The organism is Paraburkholderia flava, from assembly GCF_004359985.1.
Lineage (GTDB): Bacteria > Pseudomonadota > Gammaproteobacteria > Burkholderiales > Burkholderiaceae > Paraburkholderia > Paraburkholderia flava.
On sequence record NZ_SMRO01000002.1, the window covers coordinates 1554974 to 1573320 of the forward strand.

Here is an 18347-nt window from a genome sequence, read left to right on the forward strand (position 1 = left end):
CTCATGATCCTTCCGTATCGACTCGAAGCGCGCACGTCGCCGTCCCGCGCGATGCAGCTCGCCGTGCCGCTGATCGCTGCGCTGCTCACGCTCGCGATCGGCTTCCTGATTTTTGGTCTGGTCGGACGCGATCCGCTGCAGGCGATGCACGCGTTTTTCATCGACCCGCTGTCGAGCGTGAACGGTTGGACCGAGCTGCTGCTGAAGGCGTCGCCGCTGTGTCTGATCGCGCTCGGCCTCGCGATCGGTTATCGCGCGAACGTATGGAACATCGGCGCGGAAGGGCAGATGCTGCTCGGTGGCATTGCGGCGAGCGGCGTCGCGATCTACTTCGATCAGGCGAGCGGCTGGTGGATCCTGCCGACGATGATGATCGCCGGCGTGCTCGGCGGCATGGCATGGGCAGCGATCCCCGCGCTGCTGAAGAGCCGCTTCAACACCAATGAAATTCTCACGAGCCTGATGCTCACGTACGTCGCGACGCAGTTGCTGATTTATCTCGTGAGCGGCCCGTGGCGCGATCCGCAGGGGATGAACTTCCCGCTGTCGGAGATGTTCTCCGGCGACGCGCTGTACCCGACTTTCTACGGCGACTGGCACTGGAAATTCCTGCGCGGCACGCGGCTCAACGCATCGATCTTCGTGACGCTGGCGGCGATTCCGCTCGTGTGGCTGTTCATGCGCAAGAGCTTCGCCGGCTTCCGGATGAACGTCGGCGGCCTCGCGCCGCTGGCCGCGCGCTACGCGGGTTTCTCAGACCGCCGGACGATCTGGACGTCGCTGCTGATCAGCGGCGGCCTCGCGGGGCTCGCGGGGATGGGCGAGATCGCCGGGCCGATCGGTCAGTTGCAGGCGACGTGGTCGCCGGGCTACGGCTTTACCGCGATCATCGTCGTGTTCGTCGGGCGGTTGCATCCGCTCGGCATCGTGCTCGCGAGCCTGTTGATGGCGCTGCTGTACCTCGGCGGCGAAGCGGTGCAGACGTCGATGCAATTGCCGCAGGCGCTGTCCGGTGTGTTCCAGGGGCTGCTGCTGTTCTGCCTGCTCGGCGCCGATCTGTTCGTGAATTACCGGGTGCGTCGTCGGACCGTCGCGCCGCACGCCCACTGACTTTATCGATCGATTCTCCTATGGATATCCAGCAAGCCAGTGCGTTGACCTCGAGCGCCGTTGCCGCATCGATCCCGTTGATGTTCGCCGGCGTCGGCGAACTCGTCGCGGAGAAATCGGGCGTACTCAACCTCGGCGTCGAAGGGATGATGCTGATGGGCGCGGTCAGCGGCTATGCGATCACCGCGGTGACGGGCAGTCCGTGGCTCGGCGTGCTCGCGGCGCTGGCCGCCGGTGCCGCGATGTCGCTGCTGTTCGCGTTCCTCACGCTGACGATGCTCGCGAACCAGGTCGCGACCGGCCTGTCGCTGACGATCTTCGGTATCGGGTTGTCCGCGTATGTCGGCAAGCCGTACACGTCGGCGGCGGTGCGCGCGACGATCGACGTGTGGCCGATTCCGCTGCTGTCGAAGATCCCGGTGCTCGGTCCCGCGTTCTTCAGCCTGACGCCGCTCGACTATCTCGCGTTCGCGATGTTCGCGGTGGTCGGCTGGTTTCTGTACCGGACGCGCGCGGGGCTCGTGCTGCGCTCGGTCGGCGAATCGCCGCAGGTCGCGCATGCGGTCGGCTTTCCAGTGGTTGGTGTGCGTTACGGCGCCGTGCTGTTCGGCGGCGCGATGGCGGGTCTTGCCGGCGGCTATTACTCGATCGTCAACCTGCATCTGTGGCAGGAACAGCTGACCTCCGGACGCGGCTGGATCGCGCTCGCGCTCGTCGTGTTTGCGACGTGGCGGCCGGGGCGTCTGCTGATCGGTGCCCTGCTGTTCGGCGCGGTGACCGGCCTCCAGTTTTACGCGCAGGCGATCGGCGTTGCGGTGCCGACGCAGTTTCTCGCGATGCTGCCGTACATCGCGACGATCGTCGTGCTCGTGCTGATCTCGCGCAATCCGAACACGATCCGGCTGAATGCGCCGGCATCGCTCGGCAAGCCGTTTTTCGCGGCCGGTTGAGGTGATGCCTGGCGGCGTGCGACCGTTAGAACCTATTGAACAAATCGACAACCCGCGACACAACAGGAGAAAACCCATGACAAGAAAACTGCTGACCGCCTTCGCGTGCGCCGCTGCTTCGCTCGGCGTCGCCGTGCCGCTCGCGCAGAACGCCCAGGCGGCCGATGCCCCCGGCGTCGCGTTCGTCTACATCGGCAATCCGGGCGACGCGGGCTGGACCTTCGCGCACGACGCCGGATCGAAGGAAGTCGAAGCGAAGTTCGGCAACAAGATCAAGGTCACGCGCGTCGAGAACGTGCCCGAATCGGCAGATTCGGAACGCGTGTTCCGCGATCTGGCGAACAAGGGCAACAAGATCATCATCGGGTCGAGCTTCGGTTACCAGGACTTCGAACTGAAGGTCGCGAAAGACTTCCCGGACACTGTGTTCCTGCACGCGACCGGCTACAAGAAGGCGCCGAACTTCGGCACCTACGACGTGCGGATGTACCAGGGCGCGTACCTCGCGGGCGTCGCCGCCGGCTACGTGACGAAGACCAACACGCTCGGCTTCGTCGCGTCAGTGCCGATTCCGGAAGTGGTCCGCAACATCAATGCGTACACGCTCGGCGCGCGCTCGGTGAATCCGAAGGTGCACACGAAGGTGATCTGGATTAACAGCTGGTTCGATCCGGGCAAGGAAAAGCAGGCCGCCGAAACGCTGATCGGGCAGGGCGCCGACGTGCTGCTGCAGAACACCGATTCGAGCGCGACGCTCGCGACTGCGTCCGAGAAACACGTGCACGCGTTCGGCTGGGATTCGGACATGAAGACGTTCGGGCCGGAAGCGCACCTCGGGTCGGTGGTCGGGCACTGGGGCGTGTACTACTCGGCGGCGATCCAGCAGGTGCTCGACGGTAAATGGAAGAACGATCCGGTGTGGTGGGGCATCCCGCAGAAGGCCGTCGATCTCGAAGACCTGAACACCGGCGTGATTTCAGCGGATGCGCAGAAGGCCGTCGCGGCGAAGCGCGCGCAGATCGCGGGCGGCAAGTGGGACGTGTTCAGCGGGCCGATCAAGGATCAGACGGGCGCGGTCAAGGTGCCGGCCGGCAAGACGCTCGCCGATCCGGAGTTGCAGCGGTTGAACTGGTATGTCGAAGGGGTGGATGGGGTGTTGCCGAAGTGATCGGCGGCACGGTTGAGTACGCGATGAACGGCGCCTGCCGGAAGCATCGCGCCGGAGCAGTGGCATCGCTGTAACCTCGATGTCGAATCGACCGCGCGGCGGTGTGGGTGGTTTAACCCGCCACCGCGTTTGCCAGGCCGCGCCTCGTCGAGGCGCGGCTTTTTTCTCGATCCGCTGATTGCCCTGATGATCGGGCCGCCGGCTAGTCGTCGATGCGCAGGCCGACCTTGATTGTCACCTGCCAGTGGACGATCTTGCCGTCCTCGATATGGCCGCGCGTGCCGGTCACCTCGAACCAGTGCAGGTTGCGCAGCGTCTTCGACGCCTTTTTGATCGCGGTGCTGATCGCATCGTCGCTCGATTTCTTCGACGAGCCGGTGAGTTCGATCTGCTTGTAGACGTGGTCGTTCATGGTCGGTGTCTCCTCGGTGGGTCGGTGGGTGAGGCAGTTGTAGAAGGCGCTCGCGGGGGCGTTCCGGCAAAACCGCTTGAGGCGCCTCGAAAAAGTATAGGCAACGCGTGGATCAGGCCGGCGGGATTTATGGCGATCCGATGACGATGATTCGCGATGCCGCGCCGAAGGGGCGCGCGACGCGTGCCCGGGCCTGGGTCCAGGCACACTTTGGGGCATGAGCCGCCGACACATGCCGGAAAACCGGCACCGGTAGCATCCGCTGGCCGGGCGTGCACTCAACGTGCGACACGGGCAACGGCACGGGATGACCCGCGGGCGCCATGCGACGTGCGATGTCCGGCACCGGCGACGGAGCGCAACGACCGGCCGGCGGCCACGCCTGCGCCACGCCGCGTGCAACATGCGACGCCGGCAACGGAACGCAACCACCGGCCGACGTCACGCAACAGCACCTCGCCGACCGGCCGATCCCTCGCGACCGTGCCCCAAAGCCGCGCCAGCGCCTTGTGCCTGCAACGGGAAACGCTCACGATAACCTGTTAAAATCACAGGTTTTTCGCCGATCTATCTTTCAAAGGGACGCGCTGTGCTGTCTACCGCCAACATCACCATGCAATTCGGGCCGAAGCCCCTCTTCGAGAACATCTCGGTCAAATTCGGGGAAGGGAACCGCTATGGCCTGATCGGGGCGAACGGCTGCGGCAAGTCGACCTTCATGAAGATTCTCGGCAACGACCTGGAATCCAGTTCGGGCACCGTGATGCTCGAACCGAACATCCGCCTCGGCAAGCTGCGTCAGGACCAGTTCGCGTACGAAGACGTGCGCGTGCTCGACGTCGTGATGATGGGCCACACCGAAATGTGGGCCGCGATGAGCGAGCGCGACGCGATCTACGCGAACCCCGAAGCCACCGACGACGACTACATGCACGCCGCCGAACTCGAGGCGAAGTTCGCCGAGTACGACGGCTACACCGCCGAAGCGCGCGCGGGTGAACTGCTGCTCGGCATCGGCATCGCGATCGATCTGCACAACGGCCCGATGAGCGGCGTCGCTCCCGGCTGGAAGCTGCGCGTGCTGCTCGCGCAGGCGCTGTTCTCGAAGCCCGATGTGTTGCTGCTGGACGAACCGACCAACAACCTGGACATCAACTCGATCCGCTGGCTGGAGGACATCCTCAACCAGTACAACTCGACGATGATCATCATCTCGCACGATCGACACTTCCTGAACCAGGTCTGCACGCACATGGCCGACATGGACTTCGGCACGCTGAAGGTCTATCCGGGCAACTACGACGACTACATGCTGGCGAGCACGCAGGCGCGCGAGCGTCAGCAGAGCGCCAACGCGAAGGCGAAGGAACGCGTCGCCGATCTGCAGGATTTCGTGCGCCGCTTCTCGGCGAACAAGTCGAAGGCGCGTCAGGCGACCAGCCGTCTGAAGATGATCGACAAGATCAAGATCGAGGAATTCAAGCCGTCGTCGCGGCAGAACCCGTTCATCCGCTTCGAGTACGAGAAGAAGCTGCACAACATCGCGGTGGTCGCGGAGAGCATCACGAAGAAGTACGACCGCACGATCTTCAACAGCTTCAGCATCAGCGTGCAGCCGGGCGAGCGCATCGCGATCATCGGCGAGAACGGCGCGGGCAAGACGACGCTGCTGCGCTCGCTGCTCGGCAGGCTCGAACTCGATCACGGCACGGTCAAGTGGGCGGAGAACGCGAATCTCGGTTACATGCCGCAGGATACCTACGAAGAGTTTCCGGACGACGTCACGCTGATGGAGTGGATCGACGGTTACCGCAAGGAAGGCGACGACGAACAGTCGGTGCGCGGCACGCTCGGCCGGCTGCTGTTCAATGCAGACGATATTCGCAAATCGGTGAAGGTGCTGTCGGGCGGCGAGAAGGGCCGCATGATCTGGGGCAAGCTGATGCTCGGCCGTCACAACGTGCTGCTGATGGACGAGCCGACCAATCACATGGACATGGAATCGATCGAGTCGCTGCAGATCGCGCTCGACAAGTTCGAAGGCACGCTGATTTTTGTGTCGCATGATCGCGAGTTTGTTAGCGGGTTGGCTAACCGGATCATTGAAGTGAAGACCGATGGGACGTTGAATGACTTCGGGGGGAATTACGAAGAGTTCTTGACGAGTCAGGGTGTGGAGTAACGCTCCCCGAACGACCATCGAAGGCGACGCCGGAAATCCGGATAATTCGTCGAATGAGGACGCGGCTTCGCGTCCTCTATTTTATTGTGCGGGCGGCTGATTCGACGACAGAATCGTACTCAGCTTCGTACCACCGATCGATTCGCAATCCGCCTGCCTGGGTTCGGTCCACTGCACCGCGACGCCGCGCACGACAGGTCGAACCATGCGCCACGGCCAGAAGCCGAAACGTTGCGACCCGCGGTACTCAATAATCGCATCGGCCCCGTACTGCCTGGCTTTTTCGGCCATCCTCGGCAGGATGTCCTTGACGCCGCCGTAGCTACCTTTGCCGACCTTCAATTTCTTGATGGCCCTGTATTTCTGACTGGCGGGCGGGAGGTCTGCGAAAAAGCAGAAGTCCCCAAGGTTCCCGGCGAGATCGGCCGGCGGCTGCGCGGCGTCCGTCGCAGGGCTTATTTCGATCTCGGGTCCGACATCTGTCGTCTGCGCAACTGCCTGCGTGGTGCCAGCAATGATCGCCACGGCAATCAAGGCCGTAGCGAATGGAAGTCCGCGATGTCGTGTGGGGTACATGGTTGGTCTCAGTGATTTACGCGCCATAGGGTTGGCGCTTTCTTGTGAAGTCGGATGGTAAGCGAGCGAGGCGCTGTTGACCACTGGGGCGTGTGCGGGCCGGGAGCAGTTCGAGGTTTCATCACACGGCCGTAACCAGCCTGTCATGCTCCGCACACGCGGGGCATTTTTTTCGCCCGGATTTTGTCCAGAACCAGGAGCCGACCAGCCGCATTCGCGCACTACAATGAAGATCACCCGTGCAAGACGTGCTGAATTTCTGTTCAGCCATCGCGTGTCCCGACATGCGATGGCTTCGCTGGCTTGACGGTGTTCCGGTGCCCTGCAATGCGAGAGCGTCCCACACCGCAAGGATTTCTTCCCTCTCCAGGAGCAATCGATGCGAACGATGCAGGCAGTGCAGGTAGCGAAAGCAGGCGGTCCACTGGAACTCGTCGAGCGCGAGGTGCAGGAGCCGCCCGAAGGACACGTATTGATCAAGGTGCAGGCCTGCGGGATCTGCCACAGCGACTCGCTAACGAAGGAAGGCCATTGGCCGGGTCTCGTGTTTCCGCGCGTGCCGGGTCACGAGGTGGCGGGCGTGGTCGATCGGGTCGGTGGGGGCGTCGCGGACTGGCGGATCGGGCAACGGGTCGGCGTGGGCTGGCACGGTGGCCATTGCGGACACTGCGACAGCTGCCGGCATGGCGACTTCGTCCTTTGCCAGACCGCGCTGATGCCCGGGATCAGTTACGACGGCGGCTACGCGGAATACATGGTGGCGCCGCAGGAAGCGCTGGCGCGCATCCCCGACGACCTGTCCGACGTCGATGCCGCGCCGCTCCTTTGCGCGGGCATCACGACCTTCAACGCGCTGCGCAACAGCGGCGCGCGTTCGGGCGACGTGGTCGCGATTCTCGGGATCGGCGGGCTCGGACATCTGGGCGTGCAGTTCGCGAGCAAGATGGGCTTCGTCACGGTCGCCATCGCGCGCGGCCAGGACAAGGCGCCGCTCGCGAAGCAGCTCGGCGCGCATCACTACATCGACAGCGAAGCGCAGAACGTCGCCGAAGCATTGCAGGCGCTCGGCGGCGCACGCGTCGTCCTCGCGACGGTCACGAACGGCAAGGCGATGAACGCGGTGCTCGGTGGCCTCGGCCGCAACGGCAAGCTGATCATGGTCGGCGTCGCGCAGGAACCGGTCGAGGTGCCGGTCACGCAGTTCATCATGGGCCGTCAGTCGGTGCAGGGCTGGCCGTCGGGCACTGCCGCCGATTCGCAGGAGACGCTCGCGTTCAGCGCGTTGTCGGGAGTGAAGCCGATGATCGAGGAGTACCCGCTGTCACGCGCCGCCGAAGCCTACGACCGGATGATGAGCGGCAAGGCACGCTTCAGGGCCGTGTTGACGATGGGCAAGTGATATCGCGCGGGTGAGTGGGGAGATGGCCGCGAGCGCGGTCATCGAGCGACGGCTGATTCAATCCACCCGCGATCAAACGACGATGATCGTCATCACCGCAGCGCGCACGCCCCCTTCTACAGCTTGTCGTACTGAAACCGCATCGCCGTGCCTTCGCGCTGGATGCGTTCCCACACCGCGAGCTTTTCTTCGTCCGAGAGAAACACCCAGTTCGAGACTTCCAGCGCGGTGCGGCCGCAACCCTTGCAGATTTCGTCGAAGAGCGTCGAGCAGACGCCGATGCACGGGCTGTCGGGAAGGTCGTGAAGATTGGATGCCATCGGAAAGACCTGAAAACGTGAAAGCGGGAAGCGAGCCCCGCCATGGTAAACGAAACCGCTCCCGCATCGCCCCAAACCCCTGTCGCTAACGCGCGATGCTGTAGCCGATCCGCGCGATCCAGTGCTGGCGGTTGTTGTAGTCGAGGATGTCCTCGCCGTAGCCGTTGAAATAGCCGACCCACAGATAGCCGCCCCACGCGCTGCCGAGCAGTTTTGCGAGCGGATAGGTCAGTTGCGTATCGACGCTGCCGTACCAGTGCTTCGTGCCCTTGCGCAGCGTGGTCGCGAGTTGCAGGCCGTCGGGGCTGCCGTACTTGACGAGCAGGTCGACGTAGCCGCGATAGTCGGCGATGTCGGGGTTGTTGCTCTTGCCGACGTAGTAGTAGACCTTCGGCGACACGGTCAGATGGTTTGCGTCCAGGTTGCCGAACTCCCATGTTGGCCGCACGAACAGCATGTTGATGCTGCGCGAGTCCGAGCCGGCCTTGCCGTTCGATTCGTGGCCGAAGCCGGCCGCGATGCCCATCCGCGTGAACCATGAACTGCGCCAGCCGGTATCGGGCAGGTAGTAGAACAGCTGCGGTTCGTAGCTGGTGTCGCGGAACGGTCGCGAATCGGCGGACAGATCCCAGACGGTCGTCTGCGTGTAACCGAAATAGAGGTTGTCGAGGAGTGCCTTCGAGCGCAGATCGTCGGGCATCAGGATGCGGTACTTGAAGCTCAGCTGGAACTGCGCGTTCGTGTCGCCGTTGTGGCCCACGCCGAAGAAGATCGGCTCGAAGTACGAGATGTGCGACAGCACGCCGCGTCCGGTGGTCGAGAGCGAGTCGCCGGGTGGGGCGAGGTCGTCGCCGGTTGGGGTGTTTGGTGCTGCGGTGGGCTTGCCGTCTGCAGTGACCGTCGCGTGCGCGGCGGCGACCTGCGTGGGCGTCGTGGCCTGCGCTTCCGTGCGCTCGGCCTGCGCGACCGCATCCTGCTGCGGACCACGATTGATCGCGACCAGCGCAGGCGATGCATCGAAGCCTACGGGATCAATGCGCACAACGCCGCGTGCTGCTTTCGGCCACGCTGCAGAGAAACGCACCTTGCGATATTCGCCGGCCTTCAGATGCAGCGTCGAAGGCACCGTCGCGTCGCGTGCGAGGTCGAGCGGTTGCGGCGACGTATCGCCGATCGTCAGCGTGACGTGCAGCGTCGGCGGAACGGTGACGGTGAGCGGCTGTCCGTCGTCGGCCGAATAGAGCAGTGTGAGTTGTAGCGGCTCGTTCGCTGCCGCTTCGCGTGGCGGCTGGAGCATCGCGACGGTCGCATGCGCGGTGCTCGCGCATAACGTCGCGGCGACGAGCAGCGCGCGGATCGTGTGGCTGGCGTGACGGGTCGGGCGAGGGTCGTAAAAAACACCGCGAGGGCGTAGTGCAGATCGAATGGAAGAAACAGAGTCGCGGGTAAGCAGGTCGTGCAGGCGCATGGGCTGTCCGTAGTCCTGTGGGTCCGGTGTGAGGCGGGTTCGTTGTTCGTGCGACATGCGCAGGCGTACTGCACATCGCTGCATCGGCACGACGCTGTAGCGAACCGCATGCCTGCATTGTAAGCGATGGTTTACAACGAACCTTCGAAACACCAACACACGCTTACCGCCAGCTCAAACACCAGCCACCACCTGCCACAACAACGCGCCGTTAAGCACGAGAATCACCGCTGCCGACAGCCACGCGAGCGCAAGCGGCGCACCGCGCACGCACCAGTCGCGCATCAACACAGGATCGGACGCATAGCGGATCAACGGAAACACCGCGAGCGGCAACTGCAGACTCAGCACGACCTGGCTCGCGACCAGCAACTCGTTCGACCCATGCGGGCCGAACACGGCGACCGCGACGAGCGCCGGTCCCATCGCGAGCGCGCGCGTGAGCAGCGCCCGCTGCCAGCGCGGCAGCGTGAGACGCAGGAAGCCTTCCATCACCGCCTGTCCGGCGAGCGTGCCGGTCACGGTCGCGTTCAGCCCGCACGCGAGCAGCGCGGCTGCGAACAGGATGCTGGCCCAGTGCGACCCGACGAGCGGCGCGATCAGACGATGCGCGTCGGCGAGATCGGTCACGTCGCGATGGCCGCTCGTGTAAAACACCGACGCCGCGACGATCAGCAGTGCCGCGTTGATCACGAACGCGATCGACAGCGACGCAAACGTGTCGAGATTCACACCACGCAGCGCACCGACAATTTCGTCGCGTGTACCGCCCGGTGCGTGTCCCATCACGAGCGCAGAATGCAGATAAAGGTTGTGCGGCATCACGGTCGCGCCGAGGATGCCGGCCGCGAGCCAGACCATACCGGCATTGCGCAGCAGTTCCAGGCTCGGGACAGTACCCGCGAGTGCCGCGTGCCAGTCGGGCCGAGCGAGCGCGAGTTCGACGACGAAGCACAGCCCGACGAACACGATCAGCGCGGCAACGGTTGTCTCGAGCGTGCGCTTGCCGTAGCGCTGCAACGCGAGCATCGCGAGCGTGCCGACCGCGGACAGTAGCACGCCGACCGTCAGCGACACACCGAGCAGCAGTTGCAGCGCGACCGCACTGCCGACCACCTCGGCAACATCGCACGCGACGATCGCAATCTCGCTCGCGATCCACAGACACAGCGTGACCGGCCGGCTGTTGCGCTCGCGGCAGAGCTGCGCGAGATCGCGTCCGGTGACCACGCCGAGTCGTGACGACAGCCACTGCAGCAGCATCGCCATCAGGCTCGACAGCAGCACGACACCCAGCAGTTGATAACCGTATGCGGCACCGCCCGCGAGCGCGGTCGCCCAGTTGCCGGGGTCCATGTAGCCGACCGCGATCAGTACGCCTGCGCCCACAAACGGAAACCCGTGTGCGCCGCTCCGCGATCCATCGTCGTCGCGAGGTGGACGCGGCGGTGGAGGGACAGACGGCGGACGGCGCGCCGAACGCAGCGCAAACGGATTGGTGTTCATTGCGGACCCTGGCGATAAAGCCGGCGTGACGCAGGCGGCGTGCCCAGCCGACAGGGTGCGCACCGGCCCATGCCGTCGCACCTCGTCGAACCTCGTCACCCAGCCTGTGCCTATTGTGCGCGCCGACGGCGTTCGTGCCGCGATCTCCCTGCTGCCGGTGCGTTCATATGCCGATGGAATCGCGCGACGTACGGTGCGTGGTAAGCAATGGTTTTTTTTCGCATGGACACGCGCGCATAACCCGTTAAAATTGCCGCCGATTTATCGCGCTGCGAAACCCACGCGGTGCACGGAGAGCCACGCGCCGTGTACCGTTTGTGCGACAGCCCGGCATTTTTTTTGGCGCTCGCGGCAATTAATGGTAGTTTTCGGATTTTTCAGGGGTGCCGTGCAACGACCATGAGCCATCGGCCATGACTGCGCGGCATGAGCGAGACAGGCGACCGGTTCGAGCCGGTCAGCAACGGAGAACAGGATGAAGAAACAGGTGATGGGCAGTGTGGCGGCGCTGGTGCTGTGCACGGTGCCCTGGGTATCGGCAGCAGCGAAAGACACGCAGCTGAACGTGTACAACTGGTCGGACTACATCGCCAAAGACACCATCCCGAACTTCACGAAACAGACCGGCGTCAAGGTCCAGTACGACAACTACGACAGCGACGACACGCTGCAGGCCAAGCTCCTCACGGGCAACTCGGGCTACGACATCGTCGTGCCGACCAGCAACTACGCGGGCAAGCAGATCGCGGCCGGCATCTTCGCGCCGCTCGACAAATCGAAAATCCCGAACCTCAAGTATCTCGACCCGGCACTGATGGCGCTCGTCGCCGGTGCGGATCCGGGCAACCAGTACACGGTGCCCTGGGCCTACGGGACGACCGGCCTCGGCTACAACGTGACGAAGGCGCAGAAGCTCCTCGGCGCGAACGTCCCGCTCAATAGCTGGGACGTGCTGTTCAAGCCGGAGAACATCTCGAAGCTGAAGGCGTGCGGTGTGTCGGTGCTCGACGCACCCGACCAGATGTTCGCCGCCGCGCTGCATTACATCGGCAAGGATCCGATGAGCACGAATCCGGACGACTACCGCGCCGCGCTCGCGATGCTGAAGAAGATCCGTCCGTACATCACGCAGTTCAACTCGTCGGGTTACATCAACGACCTGGTCGGCGGCGACGTGTGCTTCGCGTACGGCTATTCGGGCGATGTCGTGATCGCGAAGCATCGCGCGCTCGAAGCGAAGAAGGCGTTCAAGATCGAGTATTACATCCCGCAGGGCGGTGCGCCCGTGTGGTTCGACGTGATGGCGATTCCGAAGGACGCGAAGCACAAGGAAGCCGCGCTCGAATGGATCAACTACATCGAGACGCCGCAGGTCCACGCCGCGATCACGAACGCCGTCTATTATCCGAGCGCGAATGCGGAAGCCCGTAAGTACGTCGACAAGGATGTCGCGAACGATCCGGCCGTGTACCCGCCGCAGGACGTCGTGAAGACGCTGTTCCTGATGAAGCCGCTGCCGCCTGAAATCCAGCGCCTGCAGACGCGGCTCTGGACGGAATTCAAGTCCGGCCGCTAGGCAGCGATACAGGCAACGCTACCCAGGCAAGTTCCCGAAGCCCCCGGTTTAGACCGGGGGCTTTGTTCGTCAAACGCAGGTGAAAAGCAGGCGATCATGAGTGACCCCTCGAGCGTACCGGCCGCCGCCGGCACGCCGCCCCGCAACAGCGCGGGCGTGGCGGGAGACCCCGCCGAAAACTTCGTGCAGATCGTCGACGTCGTGAAGAAGTTCGGCGAAACGGTTGCGGTCAAAGAGGTGAACCTGTCGATCCGCAAGGGCGAGCTGTTCGCGCTGCTCGGCAGTTCGGGCTGCGGCAAGTCGACGCTGCTGCGGATGATGGCCGGCCTCGAATCGGTCACGTCGGGCAAGATCCTGATCGACGGCGAAGATCTCGCGCAGATGCCGCCGTACCGGCGTCCGGTGAACATGATGTTCCAGTCGTACGCGCTGTTTCCGCACATGACGGTCGAGTCGAACGTCGCGTTCGGACTCAAGCAGGAAGGCGTGCCGAAAACGGAACTGAAGGAGCGCGTGCAGACCGCGCTCGAACTCGTGCAGATGGCGCGCTACGCGAAGCGCAAGCCGCATCAGCTGTCGGGTGGACAGCAGCAGCGCGCGGCGCTCGCGCGCTCGCTGGTGAAGCGGCCGAAGCTGCTGTTGCTCGACGAACCGATGTCCGCACTCGACAAGCAGATCCGCCAGCGCACGCAGATCGAACTCGTGAACATTCTCGACAAGGTCGGCGTGACCTGCATGATGGTCACGCACGATCAGGAAGAGGCGATGACGATGGCGAACCGTCTCGCGGTGATGAGCGAAGGCGAGATCGTGCAGCTCGGCACGCCGCACGAGGTCTACGAGTTTCCGAACAGCCGCTTCTCGGCGGAATTCATCGGCTCGACGAATCTGTTCGACGGCAATGTGGTCGAGGATGAACCCGATCACGTGTTCATCGAAACGAAGGACCTGCCATGCCGGTTGTACGTGAGCCACGGCATCACCGGGCCGCTCGGCATGCCGGTGACGATCTCCGTGCGCCCCGAGCGCATCGCGCTCACGCGCAAGCCGCCCGAAGGCGCGTACAACTGGGGTAAGGGGGTTGTGTCGAACATCGCGTACATGGGCGGCTATTCGCTGTATCACGTGAAGCTCGACGGCGGCAAGACGGTGATCGCGAACGTGTCGAGCCTCGCGCTGACCGAGATCGATTCGCCGGTGTGGGGCGACGAGGTGTACGTGCGCTGGAGCGCGTCCGCCGGCGTCGTGCTGACGTCATGAGGCGCACACTCGATGCGCTCGCCGCGTGGCCGGTGAAGCGCTTCAACCTGACGGGGCGCACGGCGGTTATCGCGGGGCCGTTCGTCTGGCTGCTGCTGTTCTTCCTCGTGCCGTTCCTGCTGGTCGTGAAGATCAGCTTCGCGGATCTGCGGCTGGGCATTCCGCCGTACACCGAACTGCTGACGTTCAAGGACGGCGTCGTCCATCTCGCGCTCGACCTGTCGCACTACGCGTTCCTGCTCACGGACAGTCTGTATTTCGCGACCTACGTGAACTCGGTGGTCGTCGCGGCGATCTCGACGCTCTTCTGTCTGCTGCTCGGCTATCCGATGGCGTATTACATCGCGCGCTCGAACCCAGCCACGCGCAACATCCTGATGATGGCGGTGATGTTGCCGTTCTGGACGTCGTTCCTGATCCGCGTGTACGCGTGGATCGGCATCCTGAAGAACAACGGCCTGCTGAACAACTTCCTGATGTCGATCGGCCTGATTCACACGCCGATCGAGCTGTATCACACGAACGCGGCGGTCTACATCGGCATGGTGTATTCGTACCTGCCGTTTCTCGTGATGCCGCTGTACGCGCACCTCGTCAAGATGGACATGACGCTGCTCGAAGCCGCGTACGACCTCGGCGCGAAACCGTGGAAGGCGTTCTGGCAGATCACGCTGCCGCTGTCGAAGAACGGCATCGTCGCGGGCTGTCTGCTGGTGTTCATTCCGGCGGTCGGCGAGTACGTGATTCCGGAACTGCTCGGCGGCGCGAACACGCTGATGATCGGCCGTGTGATGTGGAATGAGTTCTTCGACAACGCCGACTGGCCGATGGCTTCCGCCGTGACCTGCGCGATGGTGTTGCTGCTGCTCGTGCCGATGGCGTACTTCCAGTATTCGCAGGCGAAGGCGCTCGAGGAGAAACAGCGATGAAACCGAATCGCATCCTCCAGTTCATCGCGCTCGGCATCGGCTTTCTGTTTCTGTATATCCCGATCATCAGCCTCGTCGTCTATTCGTTCAACGAGTCGCAGCTCGTCACCGTGTGGACGCGTTTCTCGACCCGCTGGTACGCGGCGCTGCTGCAGGACGACGAGCTGATCGCGGCCGCGTGGCTGTCGCTGCGCATCGCGTTGTTCACGGCGTTCGCGTCGGTGGTGATCGGCACGTGGGCCGGTTTCGTGATGGCGCGGATGGGCCGCTTTCGCGGCTTCACGCTGTACACCGGCATGATCAACGCGCCGCTCGTGATCCCCGAAGTGATTCAGGGCATCTCGCTGCTGCTGCTGTTCATCGAAATGCAGAAGTGGTTCGGCTGGCCGGCGGGGCGAGGCATCTTCACGATCTGGATCGGCCACGTGATGCTGTGTATCTCGTACGTCGCGATCATCGTGCAGTCGCGGGTGCGCGAGCTGCATCCGTCGCTGGAAGAAGCCGCGCTCGATCTCGGTGCGACGCCGCTGCGCGTGTTTTTCTCAATCACGTTGCCGTTGATCTCGCAGGCGTTGATCGCCGGCTGGCTGCTGTCGTTCACGCTGTCGATCGATGACCTCGTGCTGTCCGCGTTCCTGTCAGGCCCCGGTTCGACGACGCTGCCGCTCGTCGTGTTCTCGCGGGTGCGGCTCGGGTTGAATCCGGAGATGAATGCGCTGGCTACGCTGTTTATCGGGGTCGTGACGGTTGGTGTGATCGTCGGGAATTACTTTATGCAGCGGGCGGAGAAGCGGCGGCTTGCTGAGGCGGTGTGAGGTTCAGCCAGAGCGGGCGCGCGATGCGAGCCTCCTCCCGCATCGCACGCCCGTTCCGTCAAATCTTGTAGCCGATCCTGAACCCGCCCCAGTGTCGTCCGCCGACGTAGATCGGCGCCGACGCATCCTTCATCAGCACGAACGTGTGACCGCCCATGTCGCGGCGGTAGGTCTGCAGCAGGAAGCGTTTTGTGTGCGTACCCACGGCGAGCCCGGTGCGGTCGTTGAAAAGCCGCCGATTACGGCAATTCGCGGCGTTCCACACCGGGTCCGCGCGCTGCGGCTGCGAAAACTTCAGATTGTTCGTCGGTAGATAGCCATGCGTGTCGACTGCTGCGCAGAACGCGATGCGCGGATCGAGGGCGAGCACCGGCTCCTGGATCGCCGGCAGCACGCGATCGGTAAACGCGGTGAAGCGCGTGACGAACTGCGGCGGATCGCTGCCGGGAATCGGCTCGTAGTGCGTGTCGAACAGATCGTCGAGCGTGATTTCGCCGCGTGCGAGCGCTGTTTCGAACGTCTTGCCGATGGTCGCGGCGGCGCGTAGCGCGGCTTCGATGAACGGCGTATCGGCCGTTTCGATGCCGGTGGCCGCGGTCAGCTCGATCAGCGTTTCCGACACGCCGAGCAGATTGCCGAGCCGGTGCTTCGCCTGCGCGAAATTCTCGCTCGAATCCTCGACGCCGCCCGCGATCTCCAGCACCTGCGCTTCGAGCCCGTTGCACTGCGTCTCGATCTCGCCGGTGAGCGCGGCGATCTGGCTGGCCTCGTCGTCGAGCCGGGTGATCGCGTGGCCGGTCGAATGCACGACCTCGCCGATCATCCGCGTGCCTTCTCGCACGCGATGCGCTCGCTCGGTGTTGACCGAGCCCTCGGCGATCAGCTGCTCGGTCTGCTGCGTGAGCTGCGCGAGCGTGGTTTCGATCTGGCCGGTGGCCTGCGCGGTTTTCGCGGACAGGTTCTTCACTTCGGCGGCGACGACCGCGAAACTCTTGCCCGATTCGCCGGCGCGCGCCGCTTCGATCGCGGCGTTGAGCGCGAGCAGATGCGTCTGCCGCGCGATCAGCGAGATTTCCTCCGACACGCGGCTCACGTGCGCGAGTGCCGCGCGCAGTGCGCCGATCTGGCTCTCGATCACCGTCACGCCTTCGACCAGCCCGTGAATATCGGCCAGCGACGTTTCGAGCGTCTGCTGCGACGCGCCGACGCTCGTCGCCGCCTGCGCGCTGACGCTGCGCATTTCGCGCGCGGCTTCGGCGATCCGGTGATTGCCCGCGAGCGTCTGCGCGGCCGAGTCGCGTAGCGCTCGGCAGACGCGCGCCTGGTCCTGAACGCGTGCGGCGACCTCGTCGACGTGACCCGACACATCGCAGATCTCGATGCCGAGTTTGCCCGCCTGGTCGGCAATGTCGCCGACGACGGTCTGCGAGCGTGTCGTCGGGCGCAGGCGGCGAAGACTGAAGCGCGGCATACGGAGATCTCCTCGAGGATCGCGGCGGGGCGTTGCCGTGCCGCGCTGACTGCCGCCCGGCACAAGCTGGCTGCTATCCGCGTTTACGGCGTAACACTCGCTAACTTGATACGGGATGTCCCGCGGTCGCTGGACCGATATGATGGGGACTCGATTCACACAGGCGGTGGGCATGATCGAGGGACTCTGGCGCGTCGGGCTCTGGCATCAGCTGGTTCAGCTGTGGGAGTTGATCGTGCTCGTCTGCCGTTTCGTGTGGGATCTGCTGCGCTTTCTCGGCGGCGGCTGAAAGCGCAGCGTCATGCAGTTGCCCGCGAACGCGGGTAACGTTTGAAGTCGTTTTCAGCGTGCGCAGGCGCGCTACGATTGACCGTCACAACAGGACTTCCGATGAGCACCGATTCGACCCAGCGTTTCACCGACCGCGTCGCCGATTACGTCCGCTACCGACCGACCTATCCGCACGACGTCGTGCGCTTCCTGCACGAGCAGTGCGACGTCGCGGCGGACGCGCGGGTCGCGGATATCGGCGCGGGCACCGGCATCTCGGCGAAGCTTTTCGTCGACGCGGGTCATCCGGTCGTCGCGGTCGAGCCGAACGACGCGATGCGCTCGGCCGCCGATGCGTGGCTCGGCAGCGATGCACGTTTTCGCAGCGTCGCCGGGACTGCGGAGGCGACGACGCTGCCCGACGCGAGCGTCGACCTCGTGATCGCCGCGCAGGCGTTCCACTGGTTCGATCCGGTGACGGTGCGTAAGGAGTTCGCGCGGATCCTCACGCCGCACGGACGCATCGCATTGTTCTGGAACAGCCGGTTGCTCGACGGGTCGGTGTTTCTCGAAGACTACGAGGCGCTGTTGCAACGCTACGGTATCGACTACCGCGCGGTGGCCGATACCTATGCGGACGATGAATCGATGGCTCGCTGGTTCGGTCCGGCGTTCATCGCGAACGCGGTGTTTCCGAACGGACAGCGGCTCGATTTCGACGGCCTGAAGGGGCGCTTGATGTCATCGTCGTATGCGCCGAAGGAAGGGCATCCGAATTACGCGCCGCTGCTCGATGCGTTGCGCGAGCTGTTCGATCGTACGGCGCAGGACGGTACAGTCGAGTTTGCGTATCAGACGCGCGTTTATGTCGGGCGGGCGGATGTTTGAGGGTGGGGCGGGTTCTGCTAACCGGATGGTGTGCGGTTAGTGGTTTG

The 18347-nt window shown here is 64.0% G+C and carries 16 protein-coding genes; 10 read left to right on the plus strand and 6 right to left on the minus strand.

What is annotated here, in order from left to right; genetic code table 11:
• The first annotated feature begins 3 nt into the window (after positions 1 to 3).
• The 3 genes from E1748_RS18445 (at position 4) to E1748_RS18455 (ending at position 3228) form a co-directional block, all read left to right on the plus strand.
• Positions 4 to 1110 (plus strand): ABC transporter permease, encoded by a 1107-nt coding sequence (locus tag E1748_RS18445; RefSeq protein WP_133648603.1) that lies wholly within the window; start codon positions 4 to 6, stop codon positions 1108 to 1110.
• Positions 1111 to 1130: 20 nt separating this feature from the next.
• Complete coding sequence (locus tag E1748_RS18450) at positions 1131 to 2060, plus strand: ABC transporter permease (protein ID WP_133648604.1); 930 nt, start codon at positions 1131 to 1133, stop codon at positions 2058 to 2060.
• 76 nt (positions 2061 to 2136) lie between these two features.
• Positions 2137 to 3228: a BMP family ABC transporter substrate-binding protein gene (locus E1748_RS18455; RefSeq protein ID WP_133648605.1), complete on the plus strand. Its 1092-nt coding sequence runs from the start codon at positions 2137 to 2139 to the stop codon at positions 3226 to 3228.
• A gap of 202 nt (positions 3229 to 3430) precedes the next feature.
• Here the strand turns inward: E1748_RS18455 and E1748_RS18460 are convergent, their stop codons facing one another.
• Entirely contained in the window at positions 3431 to 3640 is a 210-nt protein-coding gene (locus E1748_RS18460; protein WP_133648606.1) for a dodecin, read from the minus strand.
• Between the two features lie 589 nt (positions 3641 to 4229).
• On the opposite strand from E1748_RS18460, the gene E1748_RS18465 reads away from it, so the two are divergent.
• On the plus strand, positions 4230 to 5822 hold the full coding sequence (locus E1748_RS18465) for an ABC-F family ATPase (RefSeq protein WP_133648607.1): 1593 nt from the start codon (positions 4230 to 4232) through the stop codon (positions 5820 to 5822).
• 81 nt (positions 5823 to 5903) lie between these two features.
• On the opposite strand, the gene E1748_RS18470 is transcribed toward E1748_RS18465, so the two are convergent.
• A complete protein-coding gene (locus tag E1748_RS18470) occupies positions 5904 to 6398 on the minus strand; it encodes a hypothetical protein (protein ID WP_133648608.1) in 495 nt (164 codons plus the stop codon).
• Between the two features lie 379 nt (positions 6399 to 6777).
• On the opposite strand from E1748_RS18470, the gene E1748_RS18475 reads away from it, so the two are divergent.
• On the plus strand, positions 6778 to 7797 hold the full coding sequence (locus tag E1748_RS18475) for an alcohol dehydrogenase (RefSeq protein WP_133648609.1): 1020 nt from the start codon (positions 6778 to 6780) through the stop codon (positions 7795 to 7797).
• A 116-nt stretch (positions 7798 to 7913) separates the two neighbouring features.
• On the opposite strand, the gene E1748_RS18480 is transcribed toward E1748_RS18475, so the two are convergent.
• The 3 genes from E1748_RS18480 to E1748_RS18490 form a co-directional block, all read right to left on the minus strand.
• Positions 7914 to 8117 carry a DUF1289 domain-containing protein gene (locus E1748_RS18480; protein ID WP_133648610.1) on the minus strand — a complete coding sequence of 68 codons (204 nt, stop codon included), beginning with the start codon at positions 8115 to 8117 and terminating at the stop codon, positions 7914 to 7916.
• A gap of 85 nt (positions 8118 to 8202) precedes the next feature.
• Positions 8203 to 9474, minus strand: coding sequence for a phospholipase A (locus E1748_RS18485; protein WP_240766746.1), 1272 nt, complete (start codon positions 9472 to 9474; stop codon positions 8203 to 8205).
• Between the two features lie 285 nt (positions 9475 to 9759).
• On the minus strand, positions 9760 to 11091 hold the full coding sequence (locus tag E1748_RS18490; protein ID WP_133648612.1) for an Nramp family divalent metal transporter: 1332 nt from the start codon (positions 11089 to 11091) through the stop codon (positions 9760 to 9762).
• Positions 11092 to 11566: 475 nt separating this feature from the next.
• On the opposite strand from E1748_RS18490, the gene E1748_RS18495 reads away from it, so the two are divergent.
• From E1748_RS18495 to E1748_RS18510, 4 genes are all read left to right on the plus strand, one after another.
• Positions 11567 to 12667: a polyamine ABC transporter substrate-binding protein gene (locus tag E1748_RS18495; protein WP_133648613.1), complete on the plus strand. Its 1101-nt coding sequence runs from the start codon at positions 11567 to 11569 to the stop codon at positions 12665 to 12667.
• 96 nt (positions 12668 to 12763) lie between these two features.
• Positions 12764 to 13927: an ABC transporter ATP-binding protein gene (locus E1748_RS18500; RefSeq protein ID WP_166653590.1), complete on the plus strand. Its 1164-nt coding sequence runs from the start codon at positions 12764 to 12766 to the stop codon at positions 13925 to 13927.
• Positions 13924 to 14856 (plus strand): ABC transporter permease subunit, encoded by a 933-nt coding sequence (locus tag E1748_RS18505; protein ID WP_133648614.1) that lies wholly within the window; start codon positions 13924 to 13926, stop codon positions 14854 to 14856. Before E1748_RS18500 ends, E1748_RS18505 begins: the two co-directional genes overlap by 4 nt.
• Positions 14853 to 15671 carry an ABC transporter permease subunit gene (locus E1748_RS18510; protein WP_133648615.1) on the plus strand — a complete coding sequence of 273 codons (819 nt, stop codon included), beginning with the start codon at positions 14853 to 14855 and terminating at the stop codon, positions 15669 to 15671. The genes E1748_RS18505 and E1748_RS18510 overlap by 4 nt, the downstream gene beginning before the upstream one ends.
• A 58-nt stretch (positions 15672 to 15729) precedes the next feature.
• Here the strand turns inward: E1748_RS18510 and E1748_RS18515 are convergent, their stop codons facing one another.
• A complete protein-coding gene (locus E1748_RS18515; protein WP_133648616.1) occupies positions 15730 to 17142 on the minus strand; it encodes a methyl-accepting chemotaxis protein in 1413 nt (470 codons plus the stop codon).
• 390 nt (positions 17143 to 17532) lie between these two features.
• Between E1748_RS18515 and E1748_RS18520 the strand changes: the two genes are divergently transcribed.
• Positions 17533 to 18300, plus strand: coding sequence for a class I SAM-dependent methyltransferase (locus E1748_RS18520; protein ID WP_133648617.1), 768 nt, complete (start codon positions 17533 to 17535; stop codon positions 18298 to 18300).
• Positions 18301 to 18347 lie beyond the last annotated feature (47 nt).

What these genes read in the sequence shown, in the direction of transcription:
- E1748_RS18510 (WP_133648615.1), top strand. Translation starts at nt 14,853, where the DNA reads ATGAAACCGAATCGCATCCTCCAGTTCATCGCGCTCGGCATCGGCTTT.
- E1748_RS18470 (WP_133648608.1), bottom strand. Translation starts at nt 6,398, where the DNA reads ATGTACCCCACACGACATCGCGGACTTCCATTCGCTACGGCCTTGATT.
- E1748_RS18490 (WP_133648612.1), bottom strand. Translation starts at nt 11,091, where the DNA reads ATGAACACCAATCCGTTTGCGCTGCGTTCGGCGCGCCGTCCGCCGTCT.
- E1748_RS18475 (WP_133648609.1), top strand. Translation starts at nt 6,778, where the DNA reads ATGCGAACGATGCAGGCAGTGCAGGTAGCGAAAGCAGGCGGTCCACTG.
- E1748_RS18455 (WP_133648605.1), top strand. Translation starts at nt 2,137, where the DNA reads ATGACAAGAAAACTGCTGACCGCCTTCGCGTGCGCCGCTGCTTCGCTC.
- E1748_RS18460 (WP_133648606.1), bottom strand. Translation starts at nt 3,640, where the DNA reads ATGAACGACCACGTCTACAAGCAGATCGAACTCACCGGCTCGTCGAAG.
- E1748_RS18520 (WP_133648617.1), top strand. Translation starts at nt 17,533, where the DNA reads ATGAGCACCGATTCGACCCAGCGTTTCACCGACCGCGTCGCCGATTAC.
- E1748_RS18515 (WP_133648616.1), bottom strand. Translation starts at nt 17,142, where the DNA reads ATGCCGCGCTTCAGTCTTCGCCGCCTGCGCCCGACGACACGCTCGCAG.
- E1748_RS18450 (WP_133648604.1), top strand. Translation starts at nt 1,131, where the DNA reads ATGGATATCCAGCAAGCCAGTGCGTTGACCTCGAGCGCCGTTGCCGCA.
- E1748_RS18445 (WP_133648603.1), top strand. Translation starts at nt 4, where the DNA reads ATGATCCTTCCGTATCGACTCGAAGCGCGCACGTCGCCGTCCCGCGCG.
- E1748_RS18505 (WP_133648614.1), top strand. Translation starts at nt 13,924, where the DNA reads ATGAGGCGCACACTCGATGCGCTCGCCGCGTGGCCGGTGAAGCGCTTC.
- E1748_RS18480 (WP_133648610.1), bottom strand. Translation starts at nt 8,117, where the DNA reads ATGGCATCCAATCTTCACGACCTTCCCGACAGCCCGTGCATCGGCGTC.
- E1748_RS18500 (WP_166653590.1), top strand. Translation starts at nt 12,764, where the DNA reads ATGAGTGACCCCTCGAGCGTACCGGCCGCCGCCGGCACGCCGCCCCGC.
- E1748_RS18495 (WP_133648613.1), top strand. Translation starts at nt 11,567, where the DNA reads ATGAAGAAACAGGTGATGGGCAGTGTGGCGGCGCTGGTGCTGTGCACG.